Source organism: Pseudomonas huaxiensis (genome assembly GCF_003231275.1).
Taxonomy (GTDB): Bacteria; Pseudomonadota; Gammaproteobacteria; order Pseudomonadales; family Pseudomonadaceae; genus Aquipseudomonas; species Aquipseudomonas huaxiensis.
Genome location: NZ_QKVL01000006.1, coordinates 41300 through 64343 on the forward strand (window position 1 = coordinate 41300; position 23044 = coordinate 64343).

Annotated in this window: 22 protein-coding genes and 1 pseudogene; all 23 read left to right on the forward strand. The window is 62.8% G+C overall.

Features of this window, described 5'->3' with window-relative positions:
• The first annotated feature begins 17 nt into the window (after positions 1-17).
• The 23 genes and pseudogenes from pstC (at position 18) to DM374_RS34290 (ending at position 22995) form a co-directional block, all read left to right on the forward strand.
• On the forward strand, positions 18-911 hold the full coding sequence (gene pstC, locus DM374_RS09450; RefSeq protein ID WP_225422465.1) for a phosphate ABC transporter permease subunit PstC: 894 nt from the start codon (positions 18-20) through the stop codon (positions 909-911).
• Positions 908-1777 carry a phosphate ABC transporter permease PstA gene (gene pstA, locus DM374_RS09455; RefSeq protein ID WP_110969603.1) on the forward strand — a complete coding sequence of 290 codons (870 nt, stop codon included), beginning with the start codon at positions 908-910 and terminating at the stop codon, positions 1775-1777. Before pstC ends, pstA begins: the two co-directional genes overlap by 4 nt.
• Position 1778: 1 nt before the next feature.
• Positions 1779-2630, forward strand: coding sequence for a phosphate ABC transporter ATP-binding protein (locus DM374_RS09460; RefSeq protein ID WP_110969604.1), 852 nt, complete (start codon positions 1779-1781; stop codon positions 2628-2630).
• Positions 2631-2710: 80 nt separating this feature from the next.
• Positions 2711-4279, forward strand: coding sequence for an AMP-binding protein (locus DM374_RS09465; RefSeq protein WP_175652037.1), 1569 nt, complete (start codon positions 2711-2713; stop codon positions 4277-4279).
• 72 nt (positions 4280-4351) lie between these two features.
• A complete protein-coding gene (locus tag DM374_RS09470; protein ID WP_177431541.1) occupies positions 4352-7495 on the forward strand; it encodes an outer membrane lipoprotein-sorting protein in 3144 nt (1047 codons plus the stop codon).
• A 9-nt stretch (positions 7496-7504) separates the two neighbouring features.
• Positions 7505-8749 carry a hypothetical protein gene (locus tag DM374_RS09475; protein ID WP_110969607.1) on the forward strand — a complete coding sequence of 415 codons (1245 nt, stop codon included), beginning with the start codon at positions 7505-7507 and terminating at the stop codon, positions 8747-8749.
• Between the two features lie 108 nt (positions 8750-8857).
• Positions 8858-9214 carry a metalloregulator ArsR/SmtB family transcription factor gene (locus tag DM374_RS09480; protein ID WP_110969608.1) on the forward strand — a complete coding sequence of 119 codons (357 nt, stop codon included), beginning with the start codon at positions 8858-8860 and terminating at the stop codon, positions 9212-9214.
• A gap of 29 nt (positions 9215-9243) precedes the next feature.
• Entirely contained in the window at positions 9244-10527 is a 1284-nt protein-coding gene (locus DM374_RS09485) for an arsenic transporter (RefSeq protein ID WP_110969609.1), read from the forward strand.
• Between the two features lie 14 nt (positions 10528-10541).
• The gene (locus tag DM374_RS09490; protein WP_110969610.1) at positions 10542-11012 is read left to right on the forward strand and encodes an arsenate reductase ArsC; all 471 of its coding nucleotides are present in this window, start codon (positions 10542-10544) and stop codon (positions 11010-11012) included.
• Between the two features lie 23 nt (positions 11013-11035).
• On the forward strand, positions 11036-11749 hold the full coding sequence (arsH, locus tag DM374_RS09495; protein ID WP_110969611.1) for an arsenical resistance protein ArsH: 714 nt from the start codon (positions 11036-11038) through the stop codon (positions 11747-11749).
• Between the two features lie 4 nt (positions 11750-11753).
• Positions 11754-12257, forward strand: coding sequence for a phosphatase domain-containing putative toxin (locus DM374_RS09500; protein ID WP_110969612.1), 504 nt, complete (start codon positions 11754-11756; stop codon positions 12255-12257).
• Between the two features lie 25 nt (positions 12258-12282).
• The gene (locus DM374_RS09505) at positions 12283-13365 is read left to right on the forward strand and encodes an ArsO family NAD(P)H-dependent flavin-containing monooxygenase (protein WP_110969613.1); all 1083 of its coding nucleotides are present in this window, start codon (positions 12283-12285) and stop codon (positions 13363-13365) included.
• The gene (locus tag DM374_RS09510) at positions 13358-13906 is read left to right on the forward strand and encodes an arsinothricin resistance N-acetyltransferase ArsN1 family B (RefSeq protein ID WP_110969614.1); all 549 of its coding nucleotides are present in this window, start codon (positions 13358-13360) and stop codon (positions 13904-13906) included. Before DM374_RS09505 ends, DM374_RS09510 begins: the two co-directional genes overlap by 8 nt.
• A gap of 401 nt (positions 13907-14307) precedes the next feature.
• The gene (locus tag DM374_RS09515) at positions 14308-14985 is read left to right on the forward strand and encodes a thermostable hemolysin (RefSeq protein WP_110969615.1); all 678 of its coding nucleotides are present in this window, start codon (positions 14308-14310) and stop codon (positions 14983-14985) included.
• On the forward strand, positions 14975-16438 hold the full coding sequence (locus tag DM374_RS09520) for an AMP-binding protein (protein WP_110969616.1): 1464 nt from the start codon (positions 14975-14977) through the stop codon (positions 16436-16438). Before DM374_RS09515 ends, DM374_RS09520 begins: the two co-directional genes overlap by 11 nt.
• 8 nt (positions 16439-16446) lie before the next feature.
• Positions 16447-17127 (forward strand): TenA family transcriptional regulator, encoded by a 681-nt coding sequence (locus DM374_RS09525; protein ID WP_110969617.1) that lies wholly within the window; start codon positions 16447-16449, stop codon positions 17125-17127.
• On the forward strand, positions 17114-17920 hold the full coding sequence (locus tag DM374_RS09530) for an SDR family oxidoreductase (RefSeq protein WP_110969618.1): 807 nt from the start codon (positions 17114-17116) through the stop codon (positions 17918-17920). The genes DM374_RS09525 and DM374_RS09530 overlap by 14 nt, the downstream gene beginning before the upstream one ends.
• Positions 17917-18558, forward strand: coding sequence for a tetratricopeptide repeat protein (locus DM374_RS09535; RefSeq protein WP_110969619.1), 642 nt, complete (start codon positions 17917-17919; stop codon positions 18556-18558). The genes DM374_RS09530 and DM374_RS09535 overlap by 4 nt, the downstream gene beginning before the upstream one ends.
• Positions 18559-18560: 2 nt before the next feature.
• Positions 18561-19223 (forward strand): response regulator, encoded by a 663-nt coding sequence (locus DM374_RS09540; RefSeq protein ID WP_110969620.1) that lies wholly within the window; start codon positions 18561-18563, stop codon positions 19221-19223.
• Positions 19220-20614: a sensor histidine kinase gene (locus DM374_RS09545; protein ID WP_110969621.1), complete on the forward strand. Its 1395-nt coding sequence runs from the start codon at positions 19220-19222 to the stop codon at positions 20612-20614. Before DM374_RS09540 ends, DM374_RS09545 begins: the two co-directional genes overlap by 4 nt.
• Before the next feature lie 51 nt (positions 20615-20665).
• Complete coding sequence (locus DM374_RS09550) at positions 20666-21208, forward strand: cytochrome b (RefSeq protein ID WP_110969622.1); 543 nt, start codon at positions 20666-20668, stop codon at positions 21206-21208.
• Positions 21209-21372: 164 nt separating this feature from the next.
• A pseudogene (locus DM374_RS34285) lies at positions 21373-22137 on the forward strand (MCP four helix bundle domain-containing protein); the annotation flags it as partial.
• Positions 22132-22995, forward strand: coding sequence for a methyl-accepting chemotaxis protein (locus DM374_RS34290; RefSeq protein WP_371929316.1), 864 nt, complete (start codon positions 22132-22134; stop codon positions 22993-22995). The pseudogene DM374_RS34285 and the gene DM374_RS34290, both read left to right, overlap by 6 nt.
• Positions 22996-23044 lie beyond the last annotated feature (49 nt).

Genomic DNA, 23044 nt, shown 5'->3' on the forward strand with positions numbered 1-23044 from the left:
CTGGCCAGGGCCGCTTCATGACACTACCTATCGTTGAGTCGATCTCACCGCCGCCGTCGGCGTTGCGCGGTTGGGCGTTCTGGTCGGCAATGACCATGCTGGCCTTGCTCGGGGCGGCGATCGTGTTCCTGATCGTCGTATTTCTCCTGGGTGAGGCGCTCCCGCTGATCAGCAAGGGAGGCTTCACCCGGTTCTTCACCGACGAAGGCTGGTGGCCGAGGGATGCCAGTTTCAATATGACGCCGATGGTCCTGGCCAGCCTCTACCTGACGGTCGGGGCGCTGCTGGTGGCGACGCCGTTGAGCCTGGCGATATCGCTGGTCACCACGTTCAAGGCACCCACCGGGCTGGCGCGGTTGATGCGCAATCTGGTGGAGCTCAGTGCGGCTGTGCCGACGGTGGTCTACGGCCTCTGGGGCGTGAGTGCCATCGTGCCGATCATCAACCTGTGGAGCCCTCCGGGAGCCAGCCTGCTGGCGGGTGTTCTGGTGGTGGCCCTGATGATCATCCCGACCATTACCGTCCTGACCCAGTCAGCCCTCCAGACGGTCCCGGTCGCCTATGTACAGGGCGCTGCAGCACTGGGTGTTTCCGAGAATCAGACCCTGCTGCGCATTGTCGTGCCGGCGGCGAGGCAAGGCATTTTCTCCGCCATGGTGCTCGGCGCGGCCAGGGCCATTGGGGAAACCATGGTGGTCCTGATGGTCTGCGGCAATATCGTGCAGGTCCCCACTTCGTTGTTCGAGCCCGTTCGGGCGCTAACGGGCAACATCGCGCTGGAGATGCCCTACGCCATGGGCGATCACCGGGCCTCGCTGTTCGTGGCTGGCTTGCTGATGTTGCTGCTGGTCAGCGTGCTGGTGGCTGCTGGCGAATGGGTTGGCCGGCGTCAGCGGGAGATGGGCGTATGAAGCGGATCTGCTTGGCCCAACTCAAGGAGTTGGCCTGGACGGCATTGCTCTACGGCCTGGCCCTCGGGGCGATCGCGATGCTGCTGTGGCCGTTGCTCACGGTGTTCGGCAACGGGCTCCAGGTGTTGAGCTGGGAGTTCCTGTCGTCCAGTCCGGTCGATGCCGGTCGTGGCGGCGGTATCGCGCCGATCCTGGTTTCGACGCTGGGCATCGTGTTGGTCAGTCTGGCGGCCGCGTTGCCACTGTCGTTCGGAGTGGCGGTGATGCTGACCGAAGGATTCAAACCCGGTGGCTGGCCTGCAACGGTTGTGCGCTGCAGCCTCGACATCCTGGCCGGCGTACCGTCCGTGGTGTTCGGGCTCTTCGGTCTCAGCCTGTTCTGTCGTCAGTTGGGGTTGGGTTATTCCATCCTGGCCGGTGGCCTGACCCTGGCCTGCATGATCCTTCCGACCCTGGCCCGCTCGCTGGCGTTTTCGCTGGAAGCGGCGGCCACGGCTCATCGCGCGGGTGGTGCGGCACTGGGGTTGTCGCGGCAGGCCGTGCTGTTGCGGGTGATGGTGCCGGTGGCGCTACCGGGGATTTGCGCCGGGATCGTGCTGGCGCTGACCAGGGCCCTGGCCGAAACGGCGGTGTTGCTGTTCACCAGCGGTTACTCGGACCGGATGCCGGAGTCTCTGCTCGACTCGGGGCGGAGCGTCTCGGTGCATATCTACGATCTGGCCACCAACGTACCCGGCGGCACGCCGAACGCCTATGGATCGGCCCTCGCGCTTCTTCTGCTCCTGGCACTGCTGAGTTTCGCAGTGCATGCCCTGACCCGGTGGATGCAGCGGCGCATGACTGGCACAACGACAGGGAGTTACTGACATGACCAACAAGACCGGGGCGGCAACGCTCGAATCCTCGCTGCGAGCCGTGCCCAGCATCGCTGGCACTGTTACGCACCTGAATACCGCGGCCGAAGGGTATATCGAGATTGAGGACCTGTCGGTGAGCTACGGCAAGCGGGTGGTGGTCGAGAGGGTGAACCTGCGGGTACCTCGAAACTCGGTCACGGCCCTGATCGGTCCTTCCGGCTGCGGCAAGTCCAGCTTGCTGCACTGCCTGAACCGCCTCAACGACCTGGTTCCCGAGTGCTCGGTATCAGGTTCGATCAGCTTCAGCTGGATGGACGGCAAGCGCCTGTTGAAGGCCCCGACCCAGTTGCGCCGCCAGGTCGGCATGCTGTTCCAGCGGCCCAACCCGTTTCCCTTCTCCATTCGCAAGAATCTTGAATTCGCGCTGCGGCAGCATGGAATCAAGGCGCGGGACGAGATCGATGCGCGGATCGAGGCGTCGCTCAAGGAAGTGGGCCTCTGGGATGAGGTGCATGATCGCCTCGACGGCCCGGCGCTGGCGCTGTCTGGTGGGCAACAGCAGCGCCTGTGTCTGGCCAGGGCGCTGGTGCTCGGGCCGGAGGTGCTGCTGATGGATGAACCCTGCAGTGCCCTCGACCCTATCTCGACGCAAACCATCGAGGCGCTCATCTCAAGCCTGTCGCAGCGGCGAACCATTGTCTTGGTAACCCACAGCCTGAGTCAGGCCCGCCGGGTTGCCGATCAGGTGGCGGTGTTTTGGAAGGTCGATGGCGTGGGACGGCTGATCGAATGCGGCAAGGCGCGAGAGGTCTTCGAGAGGCCCCGTCACGAGCTGACCCAGGCCTATCTGCAATTTGCCTGAACCGAGCAGTTGGCGTGGCAGGACGCCATGGTACATCGGTTCCATTGTGTGTAAAGCGCGGCGATTTCTACCATGGCCGCATGAACACTATCTCTGCTAAACCCGTGCAATACCCGACCGCGAGAGTTAAAACGCTCCCGCTCCATGTCCATGATGTGCTCAAGCATGCGGCAAGGGTGCACGCCGCAGTGAAAGTAACTTCCATCGCTCTCGATGGCGTCGTCCAACGTCAGACCTACGCGGATCTGGCCGATACCGCTCGTGATTGCGCCGCGCAACTCCATGCCCTCGGGTTCCAGCCAGGCGATGCGCTCGTCAGCTTTGGCCTGAGCTCGCTCGATCAGATGGCCTGGCTTTACGGGGCACTCGACCAAGGCGTGGTCACCCACCTGCTCAACCCCCAGCATCGCCCCGAAGACCTGGGACTCTTCCTTCAACAGATCCGTCCGAAGCTGGTGCTGCATGACACCGCTACGGCCGGCGCGGTTCAGGCGTTTCAGGGGCTGCTGCCAGGATCTGCGGTTCGCGCGATGACCCATCGAAACGCCGAGGGGGCGGTGGGCCATGTGGCGGCACAGTTTCCGGAGGACAGCCTTTCCCACGTCTGTTACTCGTCCGGCACCACCGGCACGCCGAAGGTCGTCGAGTACACGCACCGCTCGACGCTGCTGCACACCTGGGCTTGCGCATTGCCGGACGCGATGGGACTGACCGGCGCCGACCGGGTCATGCCACTGATGCAAAACTTCCATGCCAGCGCCTGGGGCGCTCCGTTCGTGTGCCCGATGGTGGGCGCCGAGCTGATCCTGGTTCCGCCAACCCGTGATCCGGCTCAATGGTTCCAGTGGATCGAAGAGCATCAGGTCACCGTGTTGGGTGCGGTGTCGGCTCATTGGCTGGCGCTTGCTCGCTACATGCAGGCGACCGGGCAGCGTTTCAGCACCCTTCGCCGGACCGTTGTCGGCGGAACCCGCCTGCCGTTCGAGGTGGCGTACTTCATTCAGGAGCGATTGGGCGTCGAGGTGTGTCACGCCTGGGGCATGACCGAGACCTCGCCGCTGGCCACCATTGAACGGTTCGATAGCAGCGCGACGGCCCTGGGACATGGCCAGCCGGTATTCGGCATCGAGTTGGCGGTGCGAGGTGACGATGCGGAATGCGTGGCCGAGGGTGCCGGCGAGCTCATGGTGCGGGGGCACTGGGTCGCCGTCGGTGCCGCGCAGGACGATTGGCTGGCGACCGGCGACTTCGCGACCCTTCAGGCCGATGCGCGGCTCGATGTCAGCGATCGGCTGAGCGACTCGCTGCTGGTCGGTGGCGCTCCCCTCAGTTCCGCCTTGGTCGAACACCGGGCCAGACAGGTGCCGGGCGTCGCGGATGCGGCGCTGGTGATCTGCGAGCCAGGCAGCGGTCGCAGCGTTCTGGCCTGGGTCGCGGCGCCCGATGCCGAGCCCGACAACGTTGTTGCCGAACTGCAGGCGGTCCTGGCGCAAGCCTTCGAGGGCTGGTGCCCGACCCGGTGCACCGTCGTGGATGCGTTCCCCTACACCGCCTCGGCGAAGGTCCAGAAACACCTCCTCAAAACACAAATCGCTCCCCAGAACGAAAGCGATGTTGCCCCAACCCTTCCTTCACGTGCTGATGCCTGACTCATGACGCAAATATCGAAAACCGCAGCGGTAGATTCTGTTCATACGAGCGGGCTGAAGAGCTCGCTGCCCATGGAACGGTACGTGACCTGGGTGGTGGACCATCGGCGGTGGGTTATCGCCATCGTGCTGGCGCTGTCGGCGTTCTTTGCGTTCTTTGCCGCCAAGCAGCAGGTCATCATCAATCCGGCTGCCGTGGTGCCGCAGAGCCACCCGTACATCAAGGCGACCAACACCATCGAGAAGATCTTCGGCTCGAAGTACCTGGTGGTGATCGGTCTGACCCCGACCCAGGGCGACGCGCTGCAGCCCCAGGTGCTGGAGGCGATGAAGCGCATTACCGACAAGCTCTATGCGGCGCCGTCGGTCACCAAGCAGACGCTGCTCAGCCTGTCCTCGCGGCAGGCCAAGAGCATTCGCGGCAACGCCGACGGTTTCGAGGCCAGACCGCTGTTGGGTGACCAGTTGCCGTCCAGCACGGCGCAGATCGAAGAGCTGAAGGCGGCGATCAACGCCAACCCGGTGTACCGGGATACGGTGATCTCCAGTGACTGGCGCACCGCGACGATCATGCTGGAGCTCAAGGAGAACCCCAACGGCTTCGGTGCGATGCTGTCCGATGTCCACCAGATCCTGAGCCAGGAGAACACGCCGGGCATCGAGATCTCCCTGAGCGGCAACCCGGTGTTCCTGCACCAGGCTGAAGTCTTCGCCGACCGGATCAATTGGCTGTTCCCGATTGCGGTACTGGTTATCGGCCTGCTGCACTACGAAGCATTCCGGACTCGCCAGGGACTGATCCTGCCGCTGGTGACGGCGCTGCTGTCGGTAGTCTGGGGAGTGGGGATCATGGGTTTGATGAAGGTCCCGATGGACATCTTCAACTCGCCGACGCCGATCCTGATCCTCGCCGTGGCGGCGGGACACGCGGTGCAGTTACTCAAGCGCTACTACGAACGCTTCATCGAGCTGGTGAACGGTCAGCAGATGGACCCTGTGGTGGCCAACCGGCTGGCGACGATCCAGTCGCTGGCGGCGGTGGGCCCGGTACTGGTCATCGCTGGCGGTGTGGCGGCCCTCGGGTTCTTTTCGCTGGTGGTGTTCGAACTGGAAACCGTGCGGGCATTCGGCATCTTCACCGGCATCGGCATCCTGGCGGCCGTGTTGCTGGAATTCACCTTTACCCCGGCAGTGCGGGCCGGCCTCAAGCCGCCATCGGCGGCGCAGATCGATACCGAGACCAAACCTCGGATCTGGGATCGCCTCAGCGCACGCATCGCTCACCTGGTGGTGACCCCGCGCAGCCGGCACTGGATTCTCGGCGGTTTCGTGGTGTTGATTGTCGTGGCGGTCGCTGGCTGGCCGCTGGTGCATGTGGATAACTCCAGCAAGAGCTTCTTCTCGGATTCGCTGCCCCTGCAGCGTGATGACAACCTGCTGAACAGCCAGACCGGCGGGACCAACGTGCTCTATGTGATGGTCGATACCGGTGAAGCGGACGGGGTGAAGGACCCTCGGGTACTGGATGCGATCCGCTACCTGCAGGCGGACGCGGCAAAGCGCCCGATCGTGGGTAAGACGCTGTCCATCGACGACTTCCTCCAGCGCATGCACGAAGCGGCGTCGGGCGACACGGGCGCTGTGACGCCACTTCCCGATGACCGCGAGCTGATTGCCCAGTACTTGTTCCTCTACTCGATGTCAGGGAATCCGGAGGACTTCTCGGCCCACGTCGATTACGAGTACCGGCGGGCAAAGATCGCGATCATGTTGCGCACCAACAGCAACGCCGAGATCGATCACCTGGTGAACGAACTGCGCCAGGTCGCGAGCGAGCATTTCCCCGGCAATGTCACCGTGTCGTTCGGCGGTGAGGTCGCGCAGACCCTGGCGGTCACCGATGTGATGGTGCACAGCAAGCTGCTCAACATCGCCCAGATCCTCGGGGTGATCTTCGCGGTGTCGGTGATCGCGTTCCGCTCGGTGATCGCCGGCCTGCTGGTGCTGTCGCCGCTGCTGGTGGTGCTGTCGCTGGTGTTCGGCGTCATGGGCTACTTCGGCGTGCCGCTGAACATCCCCAACTCGCTGATTTCGGCCATGGCGGTTGGTATCGGCGCCGACTACGCGATCTACCTCATCTACCGCATCAGCGAATACACGGCCCAGGGCAAGGCGTTGCCCGAGGCCGTGGAAATGGCGATGAAAACCGCCGGCAAGGCCTGCCTGTTCGTCGCCACCGCCGTGGCCGGGGGTTATGCCGTCCTCATGTTCTCCTACGACTACAAGGTTCATATGTGGCTTTCTACCTTTATCGTGCTGGCGATGCTGGCGAGCGTTCTCGCAACCCTGACCCTGATCCCGAGCGCCATCCTGGCCTTCAAGCCCGGCTTCATCTTCCAGCGCCGCTCCGGTGACCGTGGCGCCGTGCTGCTGATCATCCTGGCGGCAATCGGCTTCCTGACGTATTCGCAGGTCGGCTGGTCTGCGGAACTGGAGGCGAAAGAGATCATGGAGCGCAACGCGGCGGTGACCCGCTTCAGCACCTCCAAGGCCGATGCCGAGTTCGTGCTGCAGACCAAGGACGGCAGCCAGCGGACCCGCAAGTCCAACATGGCCTCGAAGCTTCAGGACAACGGGCAGGACACCATGCGCCTGGTGCGCTTCGAGGCACCTGCGGATATTCGTGGAACCACCACCTTGCTGGTCGAGCGGACTGCCCAGGACGACGAGATGTGGGTCTACCTGCCGGCAATGAAGCGAGTGCGCCGTCTGGTGGCTTCGAACAAGAAGGACAGCTTCATCGGCACCGACTTCAGCTACGGCGACGTGATGGGCCACAAGGTCAGCGACTGGAAGCACACCCTGGTCAGACAGGAGACCCGTGACGGCGTCGAACACTACGTCATCGAGTCGCTGCCCGCCGAGGACAGCGTGCGCACCAACTCTGGCTACGCGAAGCGCCTGACCTGGATTCGCAAGGACAACTTCGCGACCACCTATGTGGAAGCGGCCGATGTCAGCGGGGCGCCGTACAAGCAATTTTCCTTCAGCGATATCCAGCTGGTGGATGCCACCAATGGCAAGTGGCAGCCGATGAAGACCGAGGGCAAGAACCTGCAGAGCGGTCATACCACCACCATCACCTTCTCCAACTTCAAGGTGGGTGAGGCGCTGAGCGACAGCCTCTTCTCGGCGAACAACATGGCTTCGCGCTAAGGAGAGGACATGAGCGGGTCTTTTTCCCCCGGCTGGTGGGCTGGCGCGGTCGTGCCCCTGGTTTTCTCGGTGGGCGCCGTCGCCGACGTGCCTGAAGTCACTGGCGAAGTCGCGGCAGGGGTTTGGTCATCGAACCGGATGCTGGATGACCGCCACACGATTTCCTCCAATCGCGCCAAGCTCAAACTGGACTGGCAAGCCACCGAGAGTCTGAGCTTGAGCAGCGAGGTCTGGGCCCTGTCGTCCCCTGAGCGGCTGGATGGCAGGCGGGAAGATGCCGGGGTCAACGAGTTGTATGTGAAAAGCAGCGAAACCCTGTGCGCTCCGGCACTGGGCAAGAAACTGGTGATGTGGGGCCGGGCCGACGGGATCAATCCCACCGACCAGGTATCCCCCAGCAACTACAGACGCCTGACCCCGGAGACCACGGATCAGCGCACCGGCAACTGGGGGCTGCACCTGGACTGCGCCGTCGGTGCCGGAAAGCTGCAGGTCCATGTGCTCGACCGTTTCCGCTTCAACGAGGTGCCGCTGGAGAAAACGCCTGGCGTGACCTTCCGCGAGCAGGACCCGGATGCCCGCCCTACGGTGGCGGTGAAGTACGACGTACTGGGTTCGGATGCGGACTGGTCGATCAGCGTGATCGATGGTCACGACCTGTTTCCCACCTTCGCGGTGCGCAGTGCCACGCCTGCCGGCGTGACCCTCGGCCAGCATGCGACCCGCATGCGGATGGTCGGCGGCGACTTCACGATCGTTCGCGGCGAAATGGCTTACCGGGGAGAAATTGCCTGGGTGGACTTCGAACAGTCGTCTGATCCGGCGGTAGCGCGCCGGCAGCCCTACACCTCGGCGATCGGCGGCGCCGAGTGGTACATCGGAGATCGCGAGACCGTTTCCCTGCAAGGCTTCTGGCGGCATTTGCGCTCGGTATCGAGCATCGCCAACAATCCCCTGATGGCCCAGGTGCAGGCGGCTCAGGCCCTGATCAGCAACGAACTGGATCGGGACCAGTACGGACTGACGCTGCGCTATGCCAGGCCACTGTTCGACTCGAAGGCCGACCTGGACCTGTTCGCCGTGTGGACCGAACCCCGCAATGACTGGATGCTCCGGGGCCGCCTGAAGTACGCAATCACCGATTCATGGCGGGTCAGCACCGGCTTCGACATTTTTCGGGGGCCGCAGGATTCATTCCTGGGGCACCTGCGAACGAACTCGCTGACGTTCGTGGAGGCGAGCTATCTCTGGTGAAGCCCGATGGGTGCGCGAGAAATATCCGGTTGTCCATATATTTGAATTGGCATATATTCGGATTTCCAGATATTTCAGCCGCCCGGTGGGCGGCCTCCAGGAGGCTACATGCCGGAAGCCCTGACTCCCCCCATCGTTTTCAAATGCCTGGCTGACGACACCCGGGCCCGGATGACCCTGCTGATCGCCCGCGAAGGCGAACTCTGTGTCTGCGAACTTACCCACGCGCTTGAACTGAGCCAGCCGAAGATCTCACGGCATCTGGCCCAGTTGCGCGAGGCTGGAATCCTCATGGATCGGCGCAAAGGCCAGTGGGTGTACTACCGACTGCATCCCGAACTGCCGCAGTGGGTGGACGCGCTGCTGAAGGGCGTGGTCGATGCGAACCAGGAATGGTTGAGCCCCGATGCGCTGCGCCTCGCCGAAATGGGCGAGCGGCCGCAGAGCCCTGCGGCTTGTGCTTGATCCCTCCCTTCGCTGATTGAGTTGTAGTCATGCTGATCGCATTTTTGATTTTCCTGGTGACGATCGTTCTCGTCATCTGGCAGCCCAAAGGCCTGGGCGTGGGCTGGAGCGCCGCACTAGGGGCCGTCGTGGCGCTGCTGGCGGGCGTTGTGAGCCTGTCCGATATCCCCGTGGTCTGGCAGATCGTCTGGAACGCTACCGCTACCTTTATCGCCGTCATCATCATCAGCCTGCTGCTGGATGAGGCGGGCTTCTTCGAGTGGGCGGCATTGCACGTGGCGCGCTGGGGCAAGGGCAGCAGTCGCAAGCTGTTTGCCTTCATCATTCTGCTGGGCGCCGCCGTCTCGGCGTTGTTCGCCAACGACGGTGCGGCACTGATCCTGACTCCTATCGTCATCGCCATGCTGCTGGCCCTGCGCTTTTCCCCGGCGGCGACGCTGGCATTCGTCATGGCAGCAGGCTTTATCGCCGATACCGCGAGCTTGCCGCTGGTGGTGTCCAACCTGGTGAACATCGTCTCTGCCGACTACTTCGGCATCGGTTTCAGCGACTACGCCTCGGTCATGGTGCCAGTGAACCTGGTCAGCATCGCCGCCACCCTGGGCATGCTGCTGTGGTTCTTCCGCAAGGACCTGCCGCGTACCTACGAACTCGACCAGTTGAAGGCTCCCGAAGCCGCTATCCGCGACAAGGCGACGTTCGTTGCCGGTTGGTGGGTGCTGGCGCTGTTGCTGGTCGGCTTCTTCGCCATCGAGCCGCTGGGCGTTCCGATCAGTGCCATCGCTGCCGCCTGTGCGCTGATCCTCTACCTGATCGCCGCTCGCGGGCATGTGATTTCCACCCGCAAGGTGCTCAAGGAAGCGCCCTGGCAGGTCGTGGTGTTCTCGCTGGGCATGTACCTCGTGGTCTATGGGCTGCGTAACGCTGGCCTCACCGACTACCTGACGCAGATCCTGAATGTCTTCGCCGGCTACGGGATCTGGGGCGCTTCCCTCGGAACGGGGCTGCTCGCCGCTGGCCTGTCGTCGGTCATGAACAACATGCCCACCGTGCTGGTAGGCGCGCTGTCGATCCACTCCGCCGAGGCCACCGGCATCGTGCGCGAGGCCATGATCTACGCCAACGTCATCGGTTGCGACCTCGGCCCGAAAATCACCCCCATCGGCAGCCTGGCCACCTTGCTGTGGCTGCACGTGCTGGCCCGCAAGAACATCGTCATCACCTGGGGCTACTACTTCCGCACCGGCATCGTCCTGACGCTGCCGATCCTGCTTGCCACCCTGGCCGCATTGGCCATCCGCCTGAGCTTTTGAACCGGAGATACCTGATGAAAGTCTTGTTCATGTGCACCCACAACAGCTGCCGCAGCATCCTGTCCGAGGCGCTGTTCAATCACCTGGCCCCCGAGGGCATGGAAGCTGTGAGCTCGGGCAGCTTCCCCAGCGGCAAGGTCAATGAGCGGGCACTGAAGACCCTGGAAGCCGCCGGTATCTCCACCGCTGGCCTTTCGAGCAAGGCCTCGGACGCCTTCAAGAGCTCTCCTCCCGACATCGTCGTCACCGTGTGCGACCGCGCTGCCGGCGAAGCCTGCCCGATCTTCTTCGGCCCATCGCTCAAAGCCCACTGGGGCCTGGCCGACCCTTCGGCAGTCAGCGGGAGCGAGGCGGAGATCGAAGAAGCCTTCCAGACCACGCTGGCGAAGATCGATGAGCGCGTGCGCGCCTTCATTGCGCTGCCTTTCCCGCAACTGAGCCAGGACCAGCTGAAAGCCGAGCTTGCTCGCATCGGCGCGCTGTAGGACCTGGATCAATGGAGACCGAAATGAACGACCATCTACCAAACGTCCAGCCAGAACTGCTTGATCTGCCGTCGCTGGAGCGGCTGGAACCTAAGGATCCTTCCACGCATAAACCGCGCATCCTGCTGCTGTACGGATCGACCCGCGAGCGCTCGTTCAGCCGCTTGATGGTCCAGGAGGCTGCACGCCTGCTGGAAGAGTTCGGCGCCGAAACCCGTATCTTCGATCCTTCCGGCTTGCCGCTGCCGGATGACGCTCCGGACTCCCACGAGAAGGTGCTGGAGCTGCGCGAACTGATGCAATGGTCCGAAGGCCAGGTGTGGTGCTCGCCCGAGCGTCATGGCTCGATGAGCGCCGTGTTCAAGGCGCAGATTGACTGGGTACCGCTGGCCATGGGCGCCGTTCGCCCCACCCAGGGCAAGACCCTTGCTGTGCTGCAGGTCTGCGGTGGTTCGCAGTCGTTCAACGTGGTGAACCAATTGCGCGTGCTGGGCCGCTGGATGCGGATGTTCACCATCCCCAACCAGTCCTCGGTACCCAAGGCATTCCTGGAGTTCGACGATGCCGGGCGGATGAAACCGTCCTCCTTCTACGATCGCCTGGTCGATGTGATGGAAGAGCTGATCAAGTTCACCCTGCTGCTGCGCGATCGCCAGGATTACCTGGTGGACCGCTACTCCGAGCGCAAGGAGTCGGCGGAAGAGCTGTCCAAGCGAGTCAATCTGCGGTCCATTTGAGGTCATGAGCATGTCGCATCCCTACTCGATGAAATCGCTGCCCCATGCCCCGGGTGCGCTGATTTTCACACCCTGCCCGGGTACCCAGGCCAGCGATCTCGCTGAAAGCCTGGAGACGCTGAAGCAGGCTGGCGCCGTGGCGCTGGTGACACTGATGTCGGATACAGAACTTCAGGAAAACGGCGTTGCCGAGCTTGGCGTCGCGGCCAGGCAGCATGGCTTGGAGTGGTACCAGCTGCCGATCGAGGATGATCAGGCTCCTGATCAAAGCTTCGAGGCTCGGTTGGGAGAGATTCGCCACCAGTTGGACGCTTTGCTCGCTTCCAACAAGGCCTTGGCAATCCACTGCAAGGGCGGCTCCGGCCGCACCGGGCTGTTCGCTGCTCGTCTGCTGATCGAATCCGGAATGCCGCGCCGCGAGGCGATCGCATGGGTGCATGAGCTGCGCCCACGTGCGATTCAGAAGCCGGCGCACATCAACTACATCAACCTGTTCGGCGAAGGCTGAGCGCTGCAGCCAGGCAGGAGAAACCATGGCCACCGAAGGCGAACTACTCGATGTCATCGTGATTGGCGGCGGGCAGTCCGCGCTGACGGTGGCCTATTTTCTCAAGCGGGCCAAGCTGTCGTTCCTGCTGTTCGACGCCGAAGAGGCTGCGGGCGGAGCGTGGCGCCATGGCTGGGACTCGCTGACGCTGTTCTCGCCCTCCGCATGGAGTTCGATCGCAGGCTGGCCGATGCCGCCAGTCACCGAAGGTAATCCCGATAGGGATCACGTGGTCAGCTATCTGGAGCAGTACGAGGCACGTTACGGGTTTCCTATCGTTCGCCCCGTCAGCGTCACGGCGGTGGAGCGAACCGGGCGTGGCCTTCGTGTTCGCTCGAAGGACCGCGACTGGGAAGCCCGTGCCGTCATCAGCGCGACGGGGACCTGGAGCAAGCCCTATGTTCCGGCCTATCCGGGGATAGAGCTGTTCCAAGGGCAGCAGATTCACTCCGCCCATTACCAGTCGCCAGAGGCTTTCCAAGGAAAGCGTGTGCTGGTCGTTGGTGGTGGCAACTCGGGGGCGCAAATCTATGCGGAGTTATCCGAGGTCGCCGACGCAACGTGGGTTACCACGGAGGAGCCGGCGTTTCTGCCAGATGACGTTGATGGGCGGGTGCTGTTCGAACGCGCTACCGAGCGCCTCAAGGCTCAACAGGAAGGCCGTGTTATCGACGCACCGGTCGGCGGGCTTGGCGATATCGTCATGGTGCCCTCGGTGGTTCGTGCTCGCGAGCGCGGGGCTCTTCTTGCTGTAAGGCCTTTCGCTTCATTCACGCCGGATGGGGTCGCTTGGCCCAACGGTGAGAAAACTCAGGTCGATGCCGTGATCTGGTGTACCGGCTTCCGGCCGGCGCTGGATCACTTGCAGGCGCTGGGCATGCTGGATGACAACGGCAGGGTCGAGGTGGACGGTTCGCGTTCTATTCGTGAGCCTCGCCTCTGGCTGGTCGGATATGGCGACTGGACCGGCCTGGCCTCGGCGACGCTGATCGGCGTCACCCGTACCGCGCGCAGCACCGTCAACGAAGTAGTCGAATACCTGAACAGCTTGGAGCAGCCGGATGCGTAGCGGAATCGAGATTCGTGTTGCCAGATCAGAGGATGTAGAAGAGATCCAGGCTATCTACGCGCCCATCGTGCTCAACACGGCCATCTCATTCGAAGAGGCAGTGCCGAGCGTGGAGCAAATGCGGGAGAGGATCGCCACGACGCTGCAAACCTACCCGTATCTGGTGGCGGTGCAGAAGGGACGGGTAGTCGGCTATGCCTACGCCAGTCAGCACCGGGCGCGTGCGGCGTATCGCTGGGCGGTGGATGTGACGGTGTATGTCGCCGAGGGCCAGCGCCGCAGTGGGGTTGGTCGGCAGCTTTATGACGTGCTGCTGCGGGTTCTGAAGTGTCTGGGCTATCGCTCGGCGTATGCCGGCATTGCCTTGCCGAATGAAGGGAGTGTCGGGCTGCATGAGCGACTCGGTTTCCAGCACATCGGGACGTTTCCCCAGGTCGGGTTCAAGCTCGATGCTTGGCATGACGTGGGGTACTGGAGGTTTGATCTGGGGGGCGACGGTCTTAGTCCTGCTGATCCCGCGCGCGTTCAAGCAATCTGCTGAAGCGCGGGGTCATGCTTGCGGTGGGCGAATTTAGACGCTTCAGATGTAACTTGCTGTTGGTCCATTTCTGCGATGGCCTCAGAAAGTGACTGCTTCATAGAGGGTTATCCGGTTACTGATCCTTCTGCTTAGCTCCGAATCTGATAGGCCGTGATGGTTGCTCGTAGGTTCTGTTCCAGCTCCGGAAACGACCACGATCTTTTTAGCCCGCCCCAGCCCGAAAGAAGCGGGCAAGGTCCTGACGCCTTGTTCGTGAAGCCGACCTGCGTAGAGCTAGAGGGCATGGGCACGCTCGCACCTCTCAGCTCAGGTCAGTAAGCCGGGGTTTGTCAGGTCCTTCAGACTCCCTTCAGATTCGACGCAGATACTCACCCCCGTCGAGCCCAATCGGGGGGAGTTTCATGACCCAGCTTGAATGGAGCAGCCTGCTCCCATTGTCTGTCGGCAGTCATGCCGAGCATCACGCACAGCTATCCCTTCACCTTCCTCACGACAGCGGTCGCGGGGAACTGGAGCAGTTCATCCATCAGTGTTTCGCCAGCATGCACCAGGCCGATGTCCAGCACTATCTGCCGGAACTGCTGGCCCTGCATGACCGCAACGGGCGGATGATCGCAGCGGCCGGGGTACGTCCGGCCCAGACCGGTCCGCTGTTTCTGGAACGTTATCTGGACGAACCCCTCGAGGTTGCGGTTTCGCGACTGGCAGGCGGTCCGCTGGGGCGTGATTGCCTGGTCGAGGTGGGTAACCTGGCGTCGCTGAGCGCCGGCAGTGCCCGGATCATCATCATCGTGGTTACCTGGTTGCTGGCCATTCGCGGCCTGAAATGGGTGGCCTTCACCGGTGCAGCTTCCTTGATCAACAGCTTCCAGCGCCTGGGGCTGCAGCCCAGCTTACTGGCGGTGGCCGATCCTGAGCGCCTGGACGGCGAGCAGGACCAGTGGGGGACCTACTACGCCCAGCGTCCCCAGGTCTTTGCCGGCAACATCGGCTACGGCTTCGAGGCCTTGACCCAGGCCGGGGTATTCCAGCGCCTTGGCTTGCCGGCGCTCTCCCAGGGGACCGGTCATGCCGCATGAACTGGAACGTTTTCAGCAGGTACTGACGATCAATGCCCGTGACCGGGGGGACGCCATCGCAATACAGGGGGCCAGTCGGCGCTTGAGCTGGATGGAGCTGTTCGTCGAGATCAAGGGGCGTGCCCAGGTCTTGCGCCAGCAGGCACCGGGCGCCCTGGTTCTGGCCATGGACAACGGCCCCGAGGCGTTGCTTTGGGATCTGGCAGCGCTGTTCGCCGAGCGGCCGTGCGTGTTCATTCCGTCGTTTTTCAGTGCTGCTCAGTTCGAACACTGCCTGCAGCAGAGCGGTGCCACGCTGGCGTTGGCCGAAGCGCAATGGAGCGATCACTTCGCCGAGCAGGGTTTCAACCAGCAGGACGGATTCTGGCGACGGGCCGTCGCGGCGCCGGTGGCGCTGCCCGGCGGCACGGCGAAGATCACCTACACCTCCGGTAGCACTGGCCGACCCAAAGGTGTGTGCCTGAGTGCCGACACCCTGCTGCGGGTGGCTCGGGAACTGGAAACGGCCAGTCGGGCAACCGCTCCCCAGCGCTACCTGGCGGTACTGCCGCTGGGGGTGCTGCTGGAAAACCTCGGCGTCTATGCCGCGTTGATGGCCGGTGCCTGCGTGCTGCTCTATCCGCAGGCGCAACTGGGCATCGGCGGTGCCAGCCAGGTGGATTTCAAGCGTCTGCTCGGTGCCGTTGCCCTGAGCGGTGCGCACAGCCTGATTCTGGTGCCGCAACTGTTGATGGGGCTGGTGACTGCCATTGAGCGCGGACTGATGCCGGTCGGCCCTCTACGCTTCGTCGCCGTTGGTGGTGCCCGGGTTTCCCCTGACCTGTTGGCCCGCGCCGAAGCTGTCGGCCTGCCGGTATTCGAGGGCTATGGCTTGTCCGAGTGCGCGTCGGTGGTGGCCTTGAACCGGCCAGGCGCCGTGCGGCCTGGGAGCGTCGGCAAGCCGTTGCCGCACGTGCAGGTCCGCATCGCCGAGGACGGCGAAGTCATGGTGGCCGGATCGACCCTGCTGGGTTACCTGGAGGAGCCAGTATTCCATGGACAGTGGTGGGCTACCGGCGATCTTGGCTACTTCGACGAGCAGGGCTACCTGTACCTGAACGGACGCAAGAAGCACCAGTTCATCACCAGCTTTGGACGCAACGTCAACCCTGAATGGGTGGAAGCCGAACTGACCCAGGGCGGAGTCCTGGCCCAGGCCTTCGTCCATGGCGAGGGCCTGCCGCGCAACAGTGCCTTGCTCTGGCCGCTCGACCCGAATGCCAGTGACGACACCATCGAGCAGGCCGTTCAGCAGTGCAACGCACGCTTGCCGGATTACGCCAGGGTACATGCCTGGCGGCGCCTGCCAATGCCCCTCGATAGCCGTGATGAAACCCTGACTGCCAATGGTCGTCCGCGCCGCGAGGCGATCCTGAAGCGTTACCACACCCTGTTATCCGACATTCCGTTGTGAGGTTCACCATGTCCTTTTTCGACACCCTGCAAATGCAAACCGCCCAGGAACGCCAGGCGCTATTCGCCGTTCCGGTGATCCGCGAGGCGCTGGCCGGCCAGGTCAGCCTGGACAGCTACATCGCGTTCCTGAGCCAGGCCTACCACCATGTCCGCCACACCGTGCCACTGATGATGGCCTGCGGCGCACGCCTGCCATCGCGCCTGGAGTGGCTGCGCGGCGCGGTCTGCGAATACATCGAGGAGGAGTACGGCCACGAGCAGTGGATTCTCAACGACATCAAGGCCTGTGGCGGCGACTGGGAGGGCGTGCGGGACGGCCGGCCGTCATTGCCCATCGAACTGATGGTGGCTTACCTCTACGACCTCATCGCCCGTGGCAATCCGGTCGGGCTGTTCGGCATGGTCAACGTGCTCGAGGGAACCAGCATCGCCCTGGCAACCCAGGCGGCCGGCACCATCCAGAGCACCCTGGAGCTGCCGGACAAGGCTTTCAGCTACCTCAGTTCCCACGGCGCCCTGGACCAGGACCACATGGTCACCTATCGCAATCTGATGGATCGCCTGGACGACCAGGCAGACCAGCAGGCCGTGATCCATGCCGCCAAGGTGGTGTACCGCCTGTACACCGGGATGTTCGAGAGCCTGCCACGGGTGGGGCAGTCTGAGGTGCGCCATGCGCTTGTCTGATTCCGTGGTGATCCTGACCGGCGCCAGTGGTGGCATCGGCCTTGAACTGGCCGAGCAACTCTGTGCCGCCGGCGCCAGGGTCCTGGCGGTCAGCCGGCAGATGGGCGAACTGAGCAGTCTGTTGAAGCGCTACCCGCAGCGGCTGTATTGGCAGAGCGCCGACCTGCGCACTGCCGAAGGCCGTGAGCTGGTAGTTGGTCGGGCCCGGGAAATCGGCGGGGTCAACGTGCTGATCAATGCCGCAGGTGTCAATCGCTTCGCTTTGCTCGACCAGTTGGACGAGCATGCGCTCGACGAGTTGCTGGATATCAACCTTAAGGCGCCGCTGCAATTGACCCGAGCTTGCCTGCCCTTGTTACGAGCGCAGGCTCGGGCACTGGTGGTCAACGTCGGCTCGACCTACGGCTCGATCGGCTATCCGGGGTACGCCACTTACTGCGCCAGCAAGTTTGCCCTGCGCGGATTTTCCGAAGCACTGCGCCGGGAACTGGCGGATACCAACGTTGATGTGTTGTACGCCGCACCCAGGGCCACGCGCACGAGCATGAACAGCAGCGCCGCTATCGCCCTTAATCAGGCCCTCAAGGTCGGTATGGACGATCCAGCGGACGTTGCTAGGGCGGTGCTCGAAGCCGTGCAGTCCGAGCGCAGCGAGCTTTACCTGGGCTGGCCGGAAAAGCTCTTCGTACGCCTTAACGGCATGCTGCCGGGGGTGGTCGATCGAGCGCTGCGCAAGCAATTACCCTTGATCCGCCGGCACATTGGCAGTCACTCCAAGGAGTCGATCAAATGAAACGTCTTTTCGTAGCCTGCCTGCTGGCATTCAGCCCCCTGACCTGGGCGCTGGACCAGGCTGGCCTGCAGCACCTGGGTGAGTTGCAGCAACGCTGGGCACAGATCCAGTACCAGACACCCAAGGACCAGCGTGCCGATGCCTTCGAGAAACTGGCCGGTGATGCCGCCAGCTTCGTTCAGCAATATCCCGGCAAGGCCGAGCCGCTGATCTGGGACGGCATCATCAATAGCAGCTGGGCGGGGGCTATCGGTGGGTTGGGCGCACTGGGCAAGGTCAAGGCGGCGAAGGCCAGCCTTGAGCAGGCCCTGAAACTGGATGCCAATGCGCTGCAGGGCTCGGCCTACACTAGCCTGGGCACCCTGTACGACCAGGTGCCCGGCTGGCCGATCGGCTTCGGTGACAGCGACAAGGCCGAGACGTTGTTGCGCAAGGCGTTGCAGATCAACCCCAACGGTATCGACAGCAATTACTTCTGGGCCGATCATCTGTTCCGGCAAAAACGCTATGGCGAAGCCCGTCTGGCGCTGGAGAAAGCCTTGCAGGCACCGCCGCGACCGGGGCGTGAACTGGCCGACCAGGGCAGGCGTAGTGATATCGATGCTTTACTCAAGGCGATCAAGGACAAACAGGACTGACTATGCGGCTGCTGCTGGTTGAGGACGATACCGCGCTGGGCGAGGGGATCTGCGATGGTCTGCGCCAGGAGGGCTATACCCTCGACTGGTTACGCGACGGTGTGAGCGGATTGCATGCGTTGCAGCATGAGGCCTTTGACCTGGCGATCCTCGATCTGGGGCTGCCGCGCCTGGATGGCATCGAACTGCTGAGGCGGGTGAGGGCCGGCGGTGACAGCCTGCCGGTGCTCATTCTCACCGCCCGGGATGCTACCGAAGACCGCATCACCGGCCTCGATGCCGGAGCAGACGATTACCTGGTCAAACCCTTCGATCTTAACGAACTCAAAGCCCGCCTGCGTGCCTTGCTGCGACGCAGTGCGGGGCGGGCCAAGGTGCTGATCGAACACGCTGGCGTCAGCCTTGACCCAGCCACCCAGCAAGTGCACTACAACGGCGAGCCCGTGGTACTCACGCCCAAGGAATACGTGTTGCTACACGAACTGCTGGCCCAGCCGGGCAAGGTCTTCACCCGCGAGCGCCTGACCCAACTGCTCTATGGCTGGGACGAAGAACCGGAAAGCAACACGCTGGAAGTGAACATCTATCACCTGCGCAAAAAACTGTTCAACGGCCTGATCCGCACCGTGCGTGGTATCGGCTATCTGGTCGAGGGCAAGGCATGAGCTCGCTGCGCCAGAGGACGCTATGGCGGGTGATGCTTTTGCTGGTGCTGGGGACCAGCCTGTTGGCGCTGTACAACTACCACGACAGCCGCCGCGAAATCACCGAAGTCTATGATGCCCATCTTGCGCAGAATGCCCGCCTGCTAGAGGGCGTAATGAGCATACCGGTGCAGGACGGTAGCCGTGAGGAGCTGTACCGGGCCTTCAACGACGCCTTGGGCAAAGCTGGACGGCATAGGGTTGGCCATCCCTATGAAAGCAAGCTGGCCTTTCAGGTCTGGGATGATACCGGCAAGCTGTTGGTTCACACCCCCAGCGCCCCGGCCCTGGGGGCGCTTCCAGTCTCTTCGGGCTTTGCCGACTTTCCGGTTAATGGTGAACAGTGGCGTGGTTTCGTCCTCCCCGTGCCGCAACGGCATTGGGTCATCTGGGTCGGCGAACGCGAGGATGTCCGATACGACCTGATCGACCGGATTGTCCGCCACACCTTGTTTCCTTTCCTGGTCGGTAGCCTTGCCCTGGCCCTGCTGGTCTGGGCCGCGATCGGGTGGGGGCTGCAACCCTTGCAGAACATGGCCAATGTCATACGCGCCCGGCATGCCGACTCCCTGGAGCCGTTGCAATTGGTGCCATTGCCATCGGAGCTGGAGCCCATGCAGGCGGCGATCAATCGTCTACTGGCGCAGATCGAAGACCTGTTGCGTCGCGAGCATCGCTTCATCGCCGACGCAGCCCATGAGATGCGCACCCCACTGGCGATCCTGCGCCTGCATGCGCAGAACGCCCAGGCGGCCACCACCGAGGACGAGCGGCATAAAGCTCTGACTTTCCTGATCGGCGGCGTCGATCGCCTGGCTCGGGTGGTCAACCAGCTGTTGACCCTGGCCCGCCTGGAGCCGCGCCTGGGACAACGTGCGAGCCCCCCGGTCGATCTTGCGCAGGTGGTCACCGATACGCTGGCGGAGTTGACCCCCTGGATTCTCGACCGTGGCCTGGAACCGTCGCTGGACATCGGCGAGGGTGATCACCATCTGGCTGTCGATCCCGGCGTGCTGGGCATCGCCTTGCAGAACCTGGTGGCGAACGCGGTGGAGCACTCGCCGGCGGGAGGGCGTGTCACGGTGTCGCTCAGGCAGTTGGACGGTGAGGCCGTGTTAACCGTCGAAGACGAAGGTCCGGGTATCGACGAGGCCAGCCTGTCGCGGGTCTTCGAGCGCTTCTACAGCCGGAACAGCCCCAATGGCGCCGGCCTCGGACTCTCTATCGTCGCCACCATCGTTGAGCGCATGGGGGGGCAGGTGCGGCTTGAAAACCGATCGGGCGGCGGACTTGCCGCGACCCTGTCGATCCCGCTCGAGCGCACGGTCGCTACGGACTTCAGACTTCCTTAAGCTTCAGATGGCACCTTGGCATCGTCTGTTCCACTCCGAGGGGCCAAGGATATGAAGCACGAATCAAGCACTGACCGTTACGGTCGCCTGTCCATCATCATGCACTGGAGCATGGTGATCCTGTTCATTGGAACATATGCCTGTATCGAGTTGCGTGGTGCCCTGCCCAAAGGGCATGCCCTGAAGGGACCACTGCTGGGCGTCCATGGTCTGCTGGGCCTGGCAGTCTTCGCGCTGGTCTGGGTTCGCCTGCTGGGCCGTCTGACTCCCCGTCCGCCGATACGGCCGCAACCACCGGCTTGGCAGAACGCGGTGGCGAAACTTATGCACCTGGCGCTGTATGGCCTGATGATCGTTACGCCTTTGTTGGCCTGGCTAATGTTGAGCGCCGCAGGCAAACCGCTACCGTACTGGGATATCTCGCTGCCATCGCTGATCGCTCTCGATCCCGCCTTGGCCCGGCAACTCAAGGGATGGCATGAATGGTTGGGTAGCGCTGGTTATTGGCTGATCGGCATGCATGCGCTGGCTGGTCTTGTTCACCACTACTGGTTCAAGGACAACACCCTCAGGCGCATGCTGCCTGGTCGTTGAGCGAAGGAGCATGCCTTGTGGCAACTGCCGCTGCATGCCTTGTTCTACATCAATCCCGCCTTTGCACTGAATAGAATAATGATCTCGACGGCGTCTGCCGATCGGGCCACAAAACCCTGGCGTGCGTTGCCCATCAACCTGTTGTAGCTATTCGGGAACTCATCATGTGGTTTAGACAAATACGGATTGGCCTGCGCTCGACCTTGGCATTTTCGTCGTTAGGGCTTCTGTTGATCGTGCTGGGGCTTATCTCGCTCTATCAGATGAACCAGATGGATGGCCACAGCGACGAGGTCAATGACAACTGGTTGCCATCGATCATGACGGTCAACGACATGAGTGCGGCCAGTTCGCGCATTCGCGCCATGACCTTGCGCTATGCGCTGGTGGAGGGGAGTGCCAGGGACAGTACCTTGGCTAGCCTGGAAAAGGCCGAACGCGACCTGGAAACGAGCGAGCGCCTTTATGAATCGCTGATTTCGTCCAAGGAAGAACGTGCCCTGTACGAGACTTACAAATCCGCCAAAGCACTCTATATGGAGCAGTCCAGGTTGACCGTTTCACTCAGTCGCTCCGGCGATCTGGAGGCGACCCGCAAGTTGGTGGCGCAGAAGCTCGGCGACTATGCCGAAAACGTTGCCAGGGCTCTAGACGAATTGACCCGGGTCAACGACGAAGGCGCCAAACGCGCTGCAGCCGCCAGCGATACCGCGTTCAACGACTCGATGAAGATGGTGATCTTCATCATGCTGGTGGCCGTGCTGTTGACCGCCGCGCTTGCCATGACTTTCACCCGAAGCCTGGTCCTCCCCCTCGCGCAAGCGGTGGAACAAGCCCGGGTAGTGGCGTCCGGCGATCTGACCCGACATGTCGAGATCGTGGGTAAGGACGAGCCGGCACAGTTGCTGAGTGCCCTGCAGGACATGCAGGTTAGCCTGCGTGGCACCATCCAGCATATTGCCGACTCCGCCAACCAGTTGGCCTCTGCCTCCGAACAGTTGCATTCGGTCACCGAGGACTCGACCCGTGGCCTGCACCAACAGAATGCGGAAATCGAGCAGGCAGCCACCGCTGTGAACGAGATGACCAGCGCCGTCGAGGAGGTGGCGCGCAATGCCGTGAGCACCTCGGAAGCCTCGCGCCAGGCCGACCAGACGTCACGCAATGGTCGTGAGCAGGTTGGCCAGACGGTAAGTTCCATTGTTCGGCTGGCCGAGGACGTCACGCAGACTTCCGGCAGTGTCGAGCATCTGGCCAATCATGTACGTGACATCAGCCAGGTGCTCTCGGTCATTCGTGCCATTGCCGAACAGACCAATCTGTTGGCGCTCAACGCTGCTATCGAAGCGGCTCGCGCCGGAGAGCAGGGACGCGGCTTTGCGGTGGTGGCCGATGAGGTAAGGGCACTGGCGCACCGTACCCAGCAATCGACCCAGGAAATTGAACAGATGATAGCGGCCATCGACCAAGGCACCAGTCAGGCCGTGGCGGCGATGCGTACCAGTTGTGAGCGGGTCGATTTCACCTTGGAAGTGGCCCGTGCGGCGGGTATGGCACTTGACGAGATTGCCCAGTCGATTTCCGCCATCAACGAGCGCAACCTGGTGATAGCCAGCGCCTCGGAAGAACAGGCCAATGTCGCCCGTGAGGTTGATCGCAACCTGCTGAATATCCGTGACCTGTCGCAGCAAAGCTCAGCAGGTGCCGATCAGACCAGTGCTGCGAGCCAGGAGCTGTCGCGGTTGGCGGTCGATCTGAATGGTGTGGTGCAGCGCTTTCAACTGTGAAGGTTGAGCAAGCGAATTAGCCATACGGGCCACTAGCGGCTTTTCCCGG